Origin of the sequence: Pseudoalteromonas sp. HF66, from assembly GCF_011806445.1 — a bacterium.
GTDB lineage: Bacteria > Pseudomonadota > Gammaproteobacteria > Enterobacterales > Alteromonadaceae > Pseudoalteromonas > Pseudoalteromonas apostichopi.
The window spans coordinates 54,573-69,434 of sequence record NZ_JAATOU010000019.1 but is presented as its reverse complement, the minus strand read 5'-3'; the positions used below and the strand labels follow the sequence as shown (position 1 = coordinate 69,434).

At 40.9% G+C, this 14,862-nt stretch carries 15 protein-coding genes; 3 read left to right on the top strand and 12 right to left on the bottom strand.

What is annotated here, in order from left to right; translation table 11 throughout:
- Positions 1-444: 444 nt before the first annotated feature.
- The 3 genes from HCZ11_RS16220 to HCZ11_RS16210 all read right to left on the bottom strand — a co-directional run bounded on the left by HCZ11_RS16220 (position 445) and on the right by HCZ11_RS16210 (position 2,289).
- On the bottom strand, positions 445-828 hold the full coding sequence (locus HCZ11_RS16220) for a GFA family protein (RefSeq protein WP_130052489.1): 384 nt from the start codon (positions 826-828) through the stop codon (positions 445-447).
- Positions 829-1,035: 207 nt separating this feature from the next.
- On the bottom strand, positions 1,036-1,587 hold the full coding sequence (locus tag HCZ11_RS16215) for a cytochrome b (RefSeq protein ID WP_167658912.1): 552 nt from the start codon (positions 1,585-1,587) through the stop codon (positions 1,036-1,038).
- Positions 1,588-1,851: 264 nt separating this feature from the next.
- Positions 1,852-2,289 (bottom strand): GNAT family N-acetyltransferase, encoded by a 438-nt coding sequence (locus HCZ11_RS16210; RefSeq protein ID WP_167658911.1) that lies wholly within the window; start codon positions 2,287-2,289, stop codon positions 1,852-1,854.
- Positions 2,290-2,746: 457 nt separating this feature from the next.
- Between HCZ11_RS16210 and rlmF the strand changes: the two genes are divergently transcribed.
- Entirely contained in the window at positions 2,747-3,652 is a 906-nt protein-coding gene (gene rlmF, locus HCZ11_RS16205) for a 23S rRNA (adenine(1618)-N(6))-methyltransferase RlmF (RefSeq protein WP_167658910.1), read from the top strand.
- 10 nt (positions 3,653-3,662) lie between these two features.
- A complete protein-coding gene (gene ltaE / locus HCZ11_RS16200; protein ID WP_167658909.1) occupies positions 3,663-4,670 on the top strand; it encodes a low-specificity L-threonine aldolase in 1,008 nt (335 codons plus the stop codon).
- Here the strand turns inward: ltaE and HCZ11_RS16195 are convergent.
- From HCZ11_RS16195 to HCZ11_RS16155, 9 genes are all read right to left on the bottom strand, one after another.
- Complete coding sequence (locus HCZ11_RS16195) at positions 4,653-5,237, bottom strand: thymidine kinase (protein ID WP_058584247.1); 585 nt, start codon at positions 5,235-5,237, stop codon at positions 4,653-4,655. The genes ltaE and HCZ11_RS16195 overlap by 18 nt on opposite strands.
- 108 nt (positions 5,238-5,345) lie before the next feature.
- Positions 5,346-5,813, bottom strand: coding sequence for a methylated-DNA--[protein]-cysteine S-methyltransferase (locus HCZ11_RS16190; RefSeq protein ID WP_167658914.1), 468 nt, complete (start codon positions 5,811-5,813; stop codon positions 5,346-5,348).
- A 2-nt stretch (positions 5,814-5,815) separates the two neighbouring features.
- Positions 5,816-7,165 (bottom strand): DNA-3-methyladenine glycosylase 2 family protein, encoded by a 1,350-nt coding sequence (locus HCZ11_RS16185; protein WP_167658908.1) that lies wholly within the window; start codon positions 7,163-7,165, stop codon positions 5,816-5,818.
- Between the two features lie 87 nt (positions 7,166-7,252).
- On the bottom strand, positions 7,253-7,864 hold the full coding sequence (locus tag HCZ11_RS16180; protein ID WP_167658907.1) for a superoxide dismutase: 612 nt from the start codon (positions 7,862-7,864) through the stop codon (positions 7,253-7,255).
- Positions 7,865-7,879: 15 nt separating this feature from the next.
- Positions 7,880-8,386 carry a hypothetical protein gene (locus tag HCZ11_RS16175; RefSeq protein ID WP_167658906.1) on the bottom strand — a complete coding sequence of 169 codons (507 nt, stop codon included), beginning with the start codon at positions 8,384-8,386 and terminating at the stop codon, positions 7,880-7,882.
- 120 nt (positions 8,387-8,506) lie between these two features.
- Positions 8,507-8,992, bottom strand: coding sequence for a GNAT family N-acetyltransferase (locus HCZ11_RS16170; protein ID WP_054552102.1), 486 nt, complete (start codon positions 8,990-8,992; stop codon positions 8,507-8,509).
- Between the two features lie 132 nt (positions 8,993-9,124).
- Positions 9,125-12,235, bottom strand: coding sequence for an efflux RND transporter permease subunit (locus HCZ11_RS16165; protein WP_167658905.1), 3,111 nt, complete (start codon positions 12,233-12,235; stop codon positions 9,125-9,127).
- Positions 12,236-12,244: 9 nt separating this feature from the next.
- Positions 12,245-13,372, bottom strand: a complete 1,128-nt coding sequence (locus tag HCZ11_RS16160; protein WP_167658904.1) for an efflux RND transporter periplasmic adaptor subunit — start codon at positions 13,370-13,372, stop codon at positions 12,245-12,247.
- 58 nt (positions 13,373-13,430) lie between these two features.
- Positions 13,431-13,817: a hypothetical protein gene (locus HCZ11_RS16155; RefSeq protein ID WP_167658903.1), complete on the bottom strand. Its 387-nt coding sequence runs from the start codon at positions 13,815-13,817 to the stop codon at positions 13,431-13,433.
- A gap of 161 nt (positions 13,818-13,978) precedes the next feature.
- Here HCZ11_RS16155 and HCZ11_RS16150 point away from each other — a divergent pair, with 161 nt between their 5' ends.
- Entirely contained in the window at positions 13,979-14,839 is an 861-nt protein-coding gene (locus HCZ11_RS16150; RefSeq protein WP_167658902.1) for a cation diffusion facilitator family transporter, read from the top strand.
- Positions 14,840-14,862: the final 23 nt, after the last annotated feature.

The following is a 14,862-nucleotide window of genomic DNA, read 5'->3' as shown; positions in this document are numbered from 1 at the left end:
TGTTTATGTGCGCTACAAACCACTTGACCAGTAACTGGCTTCATATGTAGCATACAAGTTCAATAATCGAGTACAACGCCGATACTCTGCTCAGTAACGCCAGATGGTTAGTGTTTTATGAATCTCATTTTGAACGCCAATTTTATAAGGGATCTCAAATTAAGTGGCAATTTCTTATTTCCTCGAATCTTCAACTCCTTGAATCCAAATAATAGTAGCTGCCTGAGATTCTCAAATTATGTGGCAATCGCCATATGAAATGATAATCAAGGAACCGTTTTGACGTATGAAAGGGCTAAAGTAACCATTTTTGTTAAAACTTACGGCGCTTTTCTAAAGCGCCGATATCAAGCCTAACTCAATGTGCCGCCATCACTAAATTTGAAGCAATCCAAATGGCAAACCGAGCATAACGCTTTATAAAATACTCGCTAATATTTTAATTTATAAGATAACTTCATCCTTTGGATGATGGATTCCATCGTATATTTTAACTGGCTCTAAATCATAGGGGTTAACACCATCAAGACAAGCAACATTGATTGCAAATTGATGAGGGTTAGAACGCCTTTGATGATGAGTATATATTCCACATGTTTTACAAAAATAGTGTTTTGCTGCCATGGTGTTAAATTGATAGAGGGTTAAGTTATCTTCGCCTTTAATAATTTTCAGGTTTTCAAGCAAAACAGAAGCAGCAATTGCTCCACGCTTACGACACATGGAACATGAACAACGACGCGGGTCTTCTAAACCATGAGGCATAATCAGCTCTAACTCAACGGTGCCACAATGACATTTAGCATTGTGTACTCTTTTTATTTCCATATTGCTACCTCCCTTCTGACACTACAAAATTTAGAGTTGGGAATTAAATTTGATATGCTTTATTTCACCCTTATTCGCATATTTTAAGTATGGTAAAAATAATCTGTTCGGCCCCGTCACCTATCTCATTTACCAATAAAATTCTCTTCAATTCATTTTATGAACTTTTCCCGAGTTTATTTTGGGTTAGAAGCTTTTTTCTTGTATCTACTTTTTAGGATGTAACATACGTTTAAAGGTGTTATCTGCCAAAATATAATGGTGAAACAATGCAGCCGCGGCATGAAAGCCGATTAAGTAATAACCTAACTCGCCGACTGTTTCATGTATTTCTTTTATAGACTTACCCAACTCTTTGTTTTCACTTGCTAATGCAGGAAGCTCTATACCGAAAAATGGCACTGGTTTTCCTGACATACTCAATATTAACCAGCCTGCTATTGGCATCGCCAACATAAACACATAAAGCGCAATGTGTACTAATTTAGCTAAAGCATCTTGCCATTTAGCAGGCGTAGGCTGTATTGCGGGTATCGGACCTGCCAATACACGCATAACTATCCTCACAACGACTAAAGCTAAAACTGATAAGCCCAACATAAAGTGCCACATTTTAAAAGCATCGCGGGTTTCAGTACCTTTATCAAATAATTCACGTAGCTCAATACTAGCGAAAACCGTCACAATTAAAATAAACATAAGCCAGTGTAAGGCAATTGAAATAGTACTGTAATGAGTTGTTGTATTTTTAAAATTCATAATGCCTCGTTTGTACAGAAACGCATTCACAGTAGTACATAGTTTATATGCGTTTGAAATTCGTGGATTTAGTGTAGCGTTCAATCATTGTTACTTTAATGATCTGAAACATAAACAAGTTATAAATTATCTTGTTTATTTTTTACCTAGTGTCTCACTCTACTTTGCTAACCTTAAAAAAAACTTATGTATTTTTTAAAAAATAAATAACAGAAATGAAAAACGGCAAGCTGAACTTACCGTTAAATTTATTGTAGTTAAAATTCAAAGTCTAATAATAGCTAACATATCATCATCTTCTTCGTCCAAGCCAACCTCTTGAAAACCAAAACTTGAATAGAATTCTTTAGCTACAGGGTTTTTTGGGTCATAACAGATTTCGATTTCTTTAACAGTGGGACTCTGTTTAATAGCATCTATTGCTTGCGTTAATGCTTCCCTACCAATCCCTTTGTTCTGATAGCTCTTATCAACCATAAACCGCCAAATTGAAATTTTGTAAGGAGATTCTTGAACCCACATCAAAAAGCCGACGGGTAGATTGTCGCTATAAATAGCCCTGCACGTATAACCTGTATTATAAAATGACTCAACTAATGACCACATATTACAAGCAACATACTCTTCTTGAGAGTCTGCCACATCCAGATCACAAACAGGTTCGTAATTCGATTTGTCTATTTCTTCCAATGAAATATTCATATTTACCTTAGATTCTAATAATATATAGAACAAATATATGATGTTCATCTGAAAAACAAAGAGTAAATGCCACTCAAGCATTTGGTTCTTCGTCCATACATGGCATTTTAAATACTCTATTTCAATCATTTAAGAAGTACTCAAGTATCACTATCGGTTAATAATTTATTGCAAGCATAAAATTGAACTTAACTAATTACGCCATAAAAACAAAACACTCTTTGAACTAACCATTTTATCGTTATAAATATCAATTAAATATTTAGTTAGCACCTTATCAGGTGTAATTACTTATATAGATAAATATCTAAGTAAATACATAACTTCAAAACCGAAGCTATTAACACACTAAAATCTATCTGATTCTGCAGAAAAATATCCACCGCAAACTAACTCAGAGCAAAGATTTATTTGGTACAATCAGCCTTTGATATGGCTAACAGATAGGTTTTCCTTAATGCATCCGCGAAATCGCCACTTAAATGGCTACGACTTTACTTTGCTATGCAAAGATACTCCTGCCCTAACACCTTATATAACGCAAACGCCAACGGGCACTGATACCATTGATTTCAGCAATTCATTAGCGGTTAAAACCCTCAACCAAGCGTTATTAAAAAGCCATTATAAAATCGATTTTTGGGATTTACCCGACAACTACCTTTGCCCACCGGTCCCTGGCAGAGTGGATTACATTCATCACTTAGCCGACTTATTAGCAAGCGATAACCAAGGTCATATTCCTACGGGTAAGCAAGTAAAAGTACTTGATGTAGGCACGGGTGCAAATGTGATTTACCCGCTTACTGGTAATCACGAATATGGCTGGCACTTCACAGGCTCAGATATTGATGCCTTATCTGTTAAAATTGCTAAACAAATTGTGCAATTTAACCGCCTGAAAATTAATGTTAAGCAGCAAAATAACGCCGATAAAATGTTTAAGGGCGTGATATCGAATAAAGATGTCTTCCACCTAACTTTATGCAACCCGCCGTTTCATGCCAGTGAGCAACAGGCCAAAGCGGGTACTGAGCGTAAATGGAAAAACCTAAACAAAGCACCACAAAAAGTACTTAATTTTGGTGGCCGCCAAAACGAGCTATGGTGTGAAGGCGGTGAGCGCGAATTTATCAGTAAAATGTGTATTGAGAGCCAAGAGTTTGCAGAGCAATGCATTTGGTTTACATCGCTCGTTTCTAAATCTGACACTTTACCGCATATAAAAAAGTTACTTAGCACACTTGATGTGAAAGAGGTAAAAGTTATAAAAATGGCACAAGGCCAAAAAATGAGTCGCTTTATTGCTTGGAGCTATTTTGACCAAGCCGACCGCGAAGCCATTCTTAACGAACTAGTATAAGGATAATAAGATGATCGACTTTCGTTCAGACACAGTTACAAAACCAACAGCAGCCATGCGCGCGGTCATGAATGACGCCCCAGTAGGCGACGACGTTTATGGTGACGACCCAAGCGTTAATCAGCTTGAACAATTTGCTGTTGAGCGCCATGGCTTCGAAAGCGCCCTTTATTGTAGCTCAGGTACGCAAGCCAATTTACTAGCATTAATGGCGCATTGTGAGCGTGGCGACGAATACATTTGTGGGCAACAAGCACATAACTACAAATTTGAGGGTGGAGGTGCTGCTGTATTAGGCTCTATTCAGCCGCAACCAATTGAAAATAATGCCGATGGCAGCATAGATTTAAACAAAGTTGTGGCTGCAATTAAAGCCGATGACTTTCACTTCGCTAAAACCAAACTACTTAGCTTAGAAAACACCATTGGCGGTAAAGTTCTCCCGCTTAGTTATCTAAAAGAAGCCAGAGAATGTGTTGATAAACATAACCTTGCTCTGCACTTAGACGGTGCCCGCGTGTATAACGCGGCGGTTAAGTTAGGTGTTGATATCACTGAAATCACCCAGTATTTTGATTCAGTGTCTATTTGCTTATCAAAAGGACTCGGCGCGCCGGTTGGCTCACTATTACTAGGTAGTAAAGCACTGATTGATAAAGCGCGCCGCTGGCGTAAAGTACTTGGTGGTGGTATGCGCCAAGCGGGTATGCTTGCAGCCGCTGGTCAGTATGCACTTGAGCATCACGTAGCAAGGCTTGCTGAGGATCACGATAATGCGGCGTATTTGGCAGAGCAGTTAAACACGTTAGCTGGTTTTGATACGTCAACTTTTCAAATCGATACCAACATTGTTTACGCAAATGTTGCCGAACATATCGATTTAAAAGCAGTGGCACATGCGCTAAAAGAGCAAAATATGCTATTTTCGCCAGGTAAACCACTGCGCCTAGTGACCCATTTAGGTGTCACTAGGCAAGATATTGATAGCTTTATCTCGGCATTAGCGGCCGAGATTTAACGATTCTTTATAATGTTTGCGGCACACCGATACATATCGGTCGTTGCCGCCAATTTCTACCTGATTACCGTCTGCAATCGCATTACCATGCTCATCGGTACGCAGTACATGGTTAGCTTTACGACCGCAATGACACACGGTTTTCAACTCAATTAGTTTGTCAGCCCAGGCAAGTAGGTATTGTGAACCACTAAATAGCTCACCTCTAAAATCGTTACGTAAGCCATAACACAGTACCGGAATACCAAGTTCATCAACCACATCTGTTAATTGCATTACTTGGTCTTTTGATAAAAACTGGCACTCATCTACTAAAATACAATGGCGCTTTTGCTCTGCATTTAATGATTTGATCAGTTCAAATACATCTTTATCTGCATCAAAAATATGCGCATCAGCCTGTAAACCAATACGTGAAGACACCTTGCCAACACCTGCTCTATCATCAATAGCCGCTGTTAAAATAACCGGTTCCATACCACGTTCGCGGTAGTTAAATGCAGATTGTAAAAGTGTGGTAGATTTGCCTGCATTCATTGCAGAATAATAAAAGTACAGCTGTGCCATGATGTTGTCCAAATTTTAAAGTCGCAATATGCTACCTTAATCGCGCGACAACATCATCTATTACCTTACTCTTATTATCTCAAGCGTTATCCCAGTAAAATTGCTGCTTTATAACAAGCCTTCGTGTTTCAGTAACCATTCTTTTCTTTTAAGGCCACCCGCATAGCCTGTGAGCTTGCCGTTTGCGCCAATAATTCGATGACATGGCACTATAATGCTAATCGGGTTTTTTCCATTCGCAGCGCCCACTGCACGCACCGCTTTTGGGTTATTAATGGCAAGTGCTATCTCTTGATAACTCTTGCTTTGGCCAAACTCAACATCCATCAGCGCACGCCATACTTGCCTTTGAAACTCTGTACCTTGCGTATCAAGGGGAACAGTAAAACGCGTACGCTGACCATTAAAATATTCATTAAGCTCACTTATACATATTAAAATAGGTGTAAGGGTGTGCTCATCAACAGCCTCTGTTTGCATCGCAACTACTGGGTAAAAGCCAACGTAACTGACGCCTTTTGATGTACTTTGAATGGTAATATCTCCAATGGGGCTTGGCATTATAACTTGTTGCATACTCATAATTGTTGCCATAGTTGAAAAGTTAAATAAGAGCGAAATGGCGCACAGTGCTCGCTATTAAATTCGCTTATTCCAGCGAGGGCTTTTTTAACCCCTAAGTCGCCCGCCAGTAAAATATCGGGGTGGCTTTGACCGCGTAGTTTGGCGTAATTAACTGTCCATGGGCCAATACCTTTGAGCTCTAACCAATTATCAAGCTCTTGATTATCTGGGTTTTGCTGACAATAAGCACTTAAACGCCGTAGCGCATCTTTGCGTGATTGTGGCATCTTAAAAAAATCGAGTTCAGAATTGGCAACCCAATCAGGAGTTGGAAAATAGTGGTTATTACTTTGCTGATTAAACTCACTCACAAGCTGTGTCACGAGATTGTGAGCCGCTGTAACACTAACCTGTTGACCAAGGACCGCTCGTATGCCCGCTTCATAATCTGACCAAATCCCCGGTAAACGCAGGCCAACACAAAGCGGCATTGATCCTTTAAGCTCTGCATCTAAATGCTGTTCTATGGTATGCGTATCGGCGTCTAAATCAAGCACACGACGAATGTTATGGATCACTTGCTGTAAATAGCGGGTGTTATCAATATCAATCGCCACTTTAAAGTGGTTTTTATGCTCAACAAAATGCGCAGTGAATTGCCCTTGGCAATATTTATCTTTAAAAGTGCGACCATAGCTTGTTGTGCTCAACCATTCTAACCCACTGATTAAACGGCGCTGCAAAAAGTCATGGAGTGCTTGCCAGTTATAAGGCGGCCTAAATGCCAGTGTTAGAGTTAATGTTGAGGCTGGTTTTTTATCTGACTTACGTAACTTTGAAGGAGCGATATTTAACTGCTTTAAAAAAGCATCGTTAAAGCGACGAATACTATTAAAGCCAGAAGCAAATGCGATATCTGCCACCGACAAATCTGTTTCTTGTAATAGCTGCTTGGCGAAATTGCATTGGTTAAATAATCTATATTGGGTGATCGACAGTCCAAAATGTTGGTTAAACAAACGGCGTAAATAGCGGCTCGACACCCCGAGTCTGTCTGCTAAAACCTCACAGTCGTAGGCCTCACCTTTATCAATCAGTTGTTTGGCGCGTAATGCGGTGGTTTTAGTACCTAGCCAAGCTGGGCTATTTGGTGCACTATCTGGGCGACAGCGAATACAGGGTCGAAAACCATCTTGCGCAGCTAAGTGCGCGTATTGGTAATATTCAACGTTCTTTTCTTGTGCCGTTGGTGCGGGGCAAATTGGTCTGCAATAAATACCAGTACTTTTTACCGCCACAAAAAACACCCCATCAAATCGTGGATCGCGGCTTTGCCTTGCAGTCTGCCATTGTTGGCTAGTCATAATTATTCTCGTTACACGCTAATACCGTTAGCTTAACTGAATATTATTTTTTGACTAGCCAGTTTCGGACCTTAACTATTTAAACAGCTATTTAAGTGCGGCTAAATATCGGCGCTCTACTTCCGGCCAATTAATCACTTCGTAAAATGCCGCAATATAGTCAGGGCGACGATTTTGATATTTCAAGTAATACGCATGCTCCCACACATCAAGACCTAAAATAGGCGTATGATTATGCATCAGTGGGCTATCTTGATTGAGGCTACTTTCAACTAGCAACAGGTTATTTTCATCAACACATAACCAAGCCCAGCCACTGCCAAAGCGGCTTACCGCTGCATTAGTAAATTGCTTTTTAAATGCGTCAAAGCTGCCAAATGTATCAACAATGGCGGTATTTAACTCTTCACTTGGCTCACCACCGCCATTAGGTGACATAACTTGCCAAAATAATGAGTGATTATAATGGCCACCTACATGCTCTTGCACTGCCTTTTGTAATGACTCAGGCATTGATGAAATGGTGCGTAGTAATGTTTCAGCATCTTGCTCAGAGTAATGGCTGCCCTCTAATGCAACATTCGCTTTATTGATATAGGTTTGATGATGCAAGGTATGATGAATTTCCATAGTTTTCGCATCAATGTGCGGTTCAAGTGCATCATAGTCATACGCTAAATCGGGTAATGTAAAAGACATACTGATTCCTTATCGTTAATGTAATAACTGCGTTTTGTGGGGATGGTCAGCTAATAGCTGATTGATTCGGTTAATGAGTGTCGGAAATGCTGATGCCATGCTGGCAAACTTAACCAGCTCAAAGTAGGTTTTGTGATGATGATGCAGGACCAAGGTGCGAACTTGCAGCTCTGGGTGACTTAAAAGCATACTTAATTGTTGATGAGCATGGCAAAGCCAAGTGCAAGCTTTTTCGGGTTTTTGCATCACTTTAAAGGTATCTGCAAGATTCAAAGTTGCAACAACAAATGCTGCAATACAATGCTCTAACGAGCGAGTAACCAACTGGTTGATTGGGATATTAGAAAGTTGTGCGAGTAAAGATTCTGCGCAGCTGCTTGCAACCGTGTAATGATCACGCGCAGTAATAAGTTCGCCAGATTCAAATGCTAAATTGCCTTTATAAATAGCACGTTGCCAAGGGACAAGCGCATCATCAATGGCGTTTGAAGTTAAAGGTGTGTGGCGTGTTGTTTGAGTCATAAAAATCACCTGCACTTATACCAGTCTCAGTATGTGTTTAAACTACACACTGATGCACGCAAATGCAAATGATTTTTATTTATGTTTTTATTTGTTGATTTTAAACTACATCAACATTGCTTATTGATGAGCAAAGTCGATAAGCTCTTGGCCTGTCAGGCGGTAAATAATCCACTCATTTTGCGGTTTAGCACCAATGCTGTCGTAAAAATCAATGGCTGGTTTATTCCAATCAAGTACCACCCACTCAAAACGACCACAGTCTTTTTCAAGTGCTTGCTTAGCAAGATATTGCATAATTTGCTTACCGGCACCTTTACCACGGCTATCTGCGCTTACGTAAAGGTCTTCTAAATACAACCCATTTTTGCCAAGCCACGTTGAGTAATTATAAAAATACACAGCAAAACCAATTGGTGTGTCGCCCTCTAAACAAATAACACTATGAGCCGTTGCGCCTTCACTGAATAACGTTTTTAAAATAGCTTGCTCGTCTGTTTTAACTGCGTCAGGTTCTTTTTCGTAGATAGCAAGTTCGGTAATAAAATGTAGGATTGTTGCAGCATCACTTGCGACTGCCGGACGAATTGTAATTGCGTTACTCACTCTGTATTCCTTTTTTACATCATTATTGTAATGTCCAGTTTATAAGGGCTTTAGCGTGGTGTAAACGCCCTTTACAGAAATACATTGCATTAAAAAAAGGGGCTACTAAACGTTAGCCCCATTTTGCTTTATTTACTTACTCATCGACTTATAAAGTACCGGCAGTACAAATAAAGTTAAGAAGGTTGCACTGACCAACCCGCCAACAATAACCGTGGCAAGGGGCTTTTGTATTTCAGCCCCTATTCCTGTGCTAAGCAGCATCGGAATTAGCCCAAGCATTGAGGTTAGCGCAGTCATTAGTACGGGTCTTAACCTAGAAATAGCTCCTTCAAATACCGCTTTGTCTTTGCTATCTCCGGCACTAATCCTTTGATTAATGCTTTCGACCATCACCACACCATTCAATACCGCAACACCAAATAGCGTGATAAACCCTACAGAGCTGGGTACAGATAAGTATTGATCAGAGACATATAATGCAATCACCCCACCAATCACAGCCAAAGGTACATTGACAAGAATAAGCACCACTTGCGATAGGTTACTAAAAGCAAAATAAAGCAATAACGCAATGAGTAACAAGGCCACAGGCACTACAATCATCAGCCGCTGTTGTGCCCGTTGCTGGTTTTCGAACTGACCGCCAATGGCAACACTGTAACCACTTGGTAGCTGCATTTTATCGGCAATGGTAGCGCGTATATCTGCAACTACAGAGCCCATATCTCGCCCCTGCACATTCGCTTGAATAACCACCCGCCTTTGAACATCATCGCGACGAACTTGAGGAGCGCCTGACTCAATCTGTACATCGGCTACATCCCCCAGCCTAACAATGGCACCCGCGGGGGTTCGCAGTCGAAGATCTGCAATCACATTCGGGTTTTGGCGAAATCTTTGGGCTATGCGCACATAAATATCATAGCGCTCATTAGCATTAATGATTTGCCCTGCCGATTGCCCGCCAATACCGTGCTGAACTACATCCATCAAATCAGCCACCGATAAGCCAAAGCGCGACAACGCCAAACGGTTGGGCTTAACTATAAGCTGTGCTTCACCGCCTATTTGCTCCATCGCGACATCCTTAGCGCCAGGTATTTGCTGAACAAGCTGCTCAATTTGTTGGCCTTTTTCAGTTAAAACGCCTAGGTCACTACCAAATAACTTAATGGCCAATTGCGCTTTAACACCCGATAAAAGCTCATCTACTCGGGTTGCTATAGGCTGTGAAAAGTTAAACAAAAGCCCTGGGAATTGCTCAAGCTTGGCTTCCATTAGTTTTTGCAATTCGACACGTGTTTTCGCGTTAACCCATTGCTCATGAGGTTTTAAGCCTAAATAGATTTCAATGTTGTTAACCGGTTCAGGATCGCCCCCTACTTCAGCCCGACCGATTCGGCTCAGCGCATATTCCACCTCACTAAATTCAAGCAACATGGCTTCAAGCTTTGGTGCAACTGAGATTGCTGTATCGAGACTTGCAGAGGGAGCAAGTGTCACACGTAGATTGATAGTGCCTTCTTCAAGCTCTGGTACAAATTCAGTACCCAGCCTTGGTAGCATAACGGCAGCTACAATCAGTAATAACCCTGCTATAACTAAAACGGCGCGTTTAGCCTGCAATGCTTTTTGTAAAGCCCTTTGATAAAGCATATCGATAGGTTTTAACAAAATACTTTGCTTTACTGTCACGCCCTTAGCAAATAAGTACACACACAGAGCTGGCACTACAACCAAGGCAACGATCACTGCACTAATAATTGCCAGCATAATGCTCACAGCCATTGGCTGAAATAGCTTAGCCTCAACGCCTTCAAAACTAAACAGTGGTAAAAATACCGTTAGAATAATCAAAGAAGCAAAAAAGATAGGCCGCGCAACTTCTTTTGCAGCAATTGCAACCAGCTCCGAAGAAGGCTTATGTTGATTATGCTTAAGCCCTAAGTGCCTAAATACATTCTCAACCATCACTACAGAGCCATCCACCAGCATACCAATAGCAACAGCAATCCCACCCAACGACATTAAGTTTGCCGATAATCCTAGCCATGCCATTACACTCAGTGCTAAACCAATCGAGATAGGGATCGACAATAACACCAAAAATGTTGCTCTTAAATCAAGCAAAAATAACGCTAATACTATGATAATAAATACAAAAGCTAAAAGCAGTGCATCAATAACCGTTTGTACCGCTTGGCTGATAAGCTCTGCTTGGTCGTAAATTGCTTTAAATTCAACATCCTTTGGTAATGCTTGATTTATCATCTCGATACGCGCGTTTATGCCATCAATCGTTTGCTTGGTATTTGCACCCATCCGTTTGAGCACGATACCAGTAACCACTTCACCACGATTAACTATTTCGCCTTTATCATTGCGTTTAGACAAGGTAACAGCACCTTGGCGAATCTCACTGCCAAGCTCAATAGTCGCAACATCAGCCACTTTAACGACCGTACCATCAATGGTTTTGATAGGCGTTTGCGCAATCTCAGCAAGCCCTTTGTCTCCTGGAGTAAACCAACCTGTACCACGAATAACAAGCTGCTCTTGGCCTCGGTTCATATACCAGCCACCCACATTACTGTTGTTAGCATCTAGGGCGTTACTAACATCTTGCTGTGTTAAGTCATAAGCAAGTAGCTTATTGGGGTTTATGTTTACTTGATACTGCTTAACCTCACCGCCAAATGACAGAATATCGGTCACACCATCAATAGGTAAAATAAGTAATTTAACCACCCAATCATTTAAACTACGCAGTGCCATACTATCAATGTTTGCACCCGGCTTTGCTTCAAGTAAATACTGATAGACTTGCCCAAGCCCTGATGTATTAGGGCCCATGGTTGGCATACCCACACCAGATGGGATCAACTCTTTAGCAGACTGCAAACGTTCAAAAACCAGTTGCCTAGCAAAGTAAATATCAACCCCTTCTTTAAACACAACAGTAACACCCGATAAACCCGTTTTAGAAATAGAACGAACCTGCTCTACATCAGGCAGTGCATACATAACGGCTTCTATCGGGTATGTGATCAGTTGCTCGACTTCTTCAGCCGCAAGCCCTGGCGCTTCGGTATTTACCGCCACTTGCACATTCGTAACATCAGGAAAGGCATCTAAATTGAGTTTTGGGATCATAAATGCACTCACCGCAATCGCCGTAAGTAAGGCCAAAAGCACAAGTAGACGGTTCTTTATCACCGCCTCAATTAATAAATTAAACATGCGTCACCTCTAGTGGTTATGCGGATCAAATCCGCCTTTAGCTAGCTGTGATGCAATAAAAAAAGCACCTTGGGTGACAACTTCAAGCCCGGCTTGAATATCCAGCACTTCACGATAATCGCCAAAACGTCTGCCGAGGTTCACTTCTTGGGCGACAAAGCCACCATCGTCATCAACGACAAACAATTGCCAGTCACCATCTGCGCTGCGAGTTAATGCATTTTCAGGTACAGCAAGTACTGCTTTATCCGTTTCAAAATGAAAATACACATCGGCAAACATGCCTGGATGCAAACTATGCTGAGTGTTTTTTACCTCGAGCCTAACGGTGCGTGAGCGTGTTTGTTCATCAATGGTATGTGCTTCTTGAATAACTGTTGCTGGATAGCGATTACCGTTAACTTCTAACAGCGCCTTAGAGCCATTACTGATAGTACGGTCTTGATTAGCTGAAAGCTGAGCAGCAACCCAAAGCGCTGATTCATCGGCTATTAGCATCAACTCAATCCCCGAATCGACTCGCTGACCTTGGGCAAAGTTATCGGTTAAAACAGCCCCCGATGTTTGTGCAAACAAGGTGTATTCACCGAGTTTTTCTGGGTTTATGGTGAGTGTTTTTGCAATAGCTTGTTTTGATAAACCAAAGGCAACTAATCGGCTATAAGCGACTTCATATTCAGCTTTAGCAGTTAAAATTTGCTTTTTGCTTACCGTGCCAGCTGTCATTTTAGTTAGCCGTTTTAACTCGGCTTCAGCTAACCTAAATTCAGTTTGCTGGCTGGCCACTTCGCCACTAAATAAAGTGACTAAAGAGTCTCCTTTATTCACATGCTGCCCTAATAAGGCATGGCGCTTTACAACAATTGAATCAACACGCGGTGACACTAAATAACTGGCATAGCCATTGGCTTTAATTTCGCCCGGTGCATACAAGGTTTGCTTGTATTTTTTCAGTACAAGGCGCTCAACCTTGATATTAGCTAGTTGCTGTTGCTGCTCAGTTAAACTGACTTCATTAGCATGTTCAGCTTGCTCATTTTCTTGGTGATTATGCGCTTGTTCTATCGCATAAATATTTGTCACAGTCATGTAGCATACGCACAGCAATGCATAACGCATAAAATTTCTTAAATACATATATTGTCTCTTACTTAAAATGGGCTAAGCCCAAATAACATCTAAAAAGGGTTTGGGATTAAGTAAGAGCTAAAATAGGTGGGCGATGTAGCGGTGCTAAGTCAGGCGATTTGAAGTTGAAATCAAGTGATTCAATTTTAGTGAAATAGACACCAGTAGGTTCAGACAATTGCAGCGAATCTAAAAATGCAGGGCTGTGACAAACATGACAATGGCCTTTCTCGGCTGAGTCAGACAACTGTTTGCTAAGCTCGTCATGCTCTGATTGATGTAGTTGATGATCGCCATTGGCAGCGCAATGAGCTTCAAGGTCAATTTCTTCTGATAGCAGTACCGAGGTGTGATTAAACGCAACATTATGATCGGCCACATCAAAGCTATCCAGCAGTGGCTGGAGCAATAATACGCTAATCAAAATAATAAATGCAGCTTTCACATTGAGCATAAAAATTAGAACTAAAAATTGGTACATCGGCGCTAAGTTAACAAATCCACCCGCATTTGAACAGAAAATTATAATCTGTTAGCGAACAAACCAATACAAACATTTTATTACAAAGGCACGCATGGTATAAAAATAAAGCAAATCAATAACTAGGTATTTATATGGGACACGGACACCACCATCATCACGATACAAATAACCAAAGCACCCGCCAACTCATACTGGCAATTGCAATTAATGTGTTATTAGCTGTCGCTCAGGTGATTGGCGGCCTCGTTTCTGGCAGCTTATCGTTAATTGCTGATGCGCTGCACAATTTAAGCGATGCCTCGTCGTTATTCATTGCCCTAATTGCCCGAAAAATTGGTGCCAAACCTGCTAATGATCGTTATCAATACGGTTATAAACGTGCAGAAATTTTAGCCACGCTATTTAACAGTTTAAGTTTAATTGTGATTGGTGGTTACTTAATTTTTGAAGCGATCACCAACTATTTAAACCCCGACCCCATTGATGGCTGGATCATCATTTGGGTTGCGGGTCTTGCGCTGGTTGTTGATCTTGTCACCGCCCTATTAACTTACAAAGCAGGTGCAAAAGACAGTATGAATATTCGTGCTGCGTTTATACATAATGTGTCTGATGCACTAGCCTCAGTTGTGGTAATCATTGCGGGTACCTTAATCATTCTCTACCAGTGGTATATTGTTGATTTAATTGCCACTATGCTGATTTCAATGTATGTCATTTATCACGGCATTTTACTGTTAATTGCCAGTAGTAAAATTTTAATGCAAGCAGCCCCTGATAATTTTGCTGTAACAGACGCTATCAATAGGCTTAAAGCCCAATTTGCAATCACTGATGTTGATTACCTTAAAACATGGCAGATAGATGATCATCACGTTCATTGCGAGCTAAAGTTTCGTGCCAAGCAAAGCATCAGTAACGATGATATACGTCACTTTTTACATAACAACTTTGCAATTGAAAGCTGTACCATTGAACAAGTTTTAGTGTAAATGTTTCGCGTTATCATTTACTA

Excerpts from the sequence above, each read along its gene's own strand:
- HCZ11_RS16160 (WP_167658904.1), bottom strand. The coding sequence starts at position 13,372 with ATGTATTTAAGAAATTTTATGCGTTATGCATTGCTGTGCGTATGCTAC.
- HCZ11_RS16185 (WP_167658908.1), bottom strand. The coding sequence starts at position 7,165 with ATGACTAGCCAACAATGGCAGACTGCAAGGCAAAGCCGCGATCCACGA.
- HCZ11_RS16210 (WP_167658911.1), bottom strand. The coding sequence starts at position 2,289 with ATGAATATTTCATTGGAAGAAATAGACAAATCGAATTACGAACCTGTT.
- HCZ11_RS16190 (WP_167658914.1), bottom strand. The coding sequence starts at position 5,813 with ATGCAACAAGTTATAATGCCAAGCCCCATTGGAGATATTACCATTCAA.
- HCZ11_RS16215 (WP_167658912.1), bottom strand. The coding sequence starts at position 1,587 with ATGAATTTTAAAAATACAACAACTCATTACAGTACTATTTCAATTGCC.
- rlmF (WP_167658910.1), top strand. The coding sequence starts at position 2,747 with ATGCATCCGCGAAATCGCCACTTAAATGGCTACGACTTTACTTTGCTA.
- HCZ11_RS16180 (WP_167658907.1), bottom strand. The coding sequence starts at position 7,864 with ATGTCTTTTACATTACCCGATTTAGCGTATGACTATGATGCACTTGAA.
- HCZ11_RS16220 (WP_130052489.1), bottom strand. The coding sequence starts at position 828 with ATGGAAATAAAAAGAGTACACAATGCTAAATGTCATTGTGGCACCGTT.
- HCZ11_RS16150 (WP_167658902.1), top strand. The coding sequence starts at position 13,979 with ATGGGACACGGACACCACCATCATCACGATACAAATAACCAAAGCACC.
- HCZ11_RS16155 (WP_167658903.1), bottom strand. The coding sequence starts at position 13,817 with ATGCTCAATGTGAAAGCTGCATTTATTATTTTGATTAGCGTATTATTG.
- HCZ11_RS16165 (WP_167658905.1), bottom strand. The coding sequence starts at position 12,235 with ATGTTTAATTTATTAATTGAGGCGGTGATAAAGAACCGTCTACTTGTG.
- ltaE (WP_167658909.1), top strand. The coding sequence starts at position 3,663 with ATGATCGACTTTCGTTCAGACACAGTTACAAAACCAACAGCAGCCATG.
- HCZ11_RS16175 (WP_167658906.1), bottom strand. The coding sequence starts at position 8,386 with ATGACTCAAACAACACGCCACACACCTTTAACTTCAAACGCCATTGAT.
- HCZ11_RS16195 (WP_058584247.1), bottom strand. The coding sequence starts at position 5,237 with ATGGCACAGCTGTACTTTTATTATTCTGCAATGAATGCAGGCAAATCT.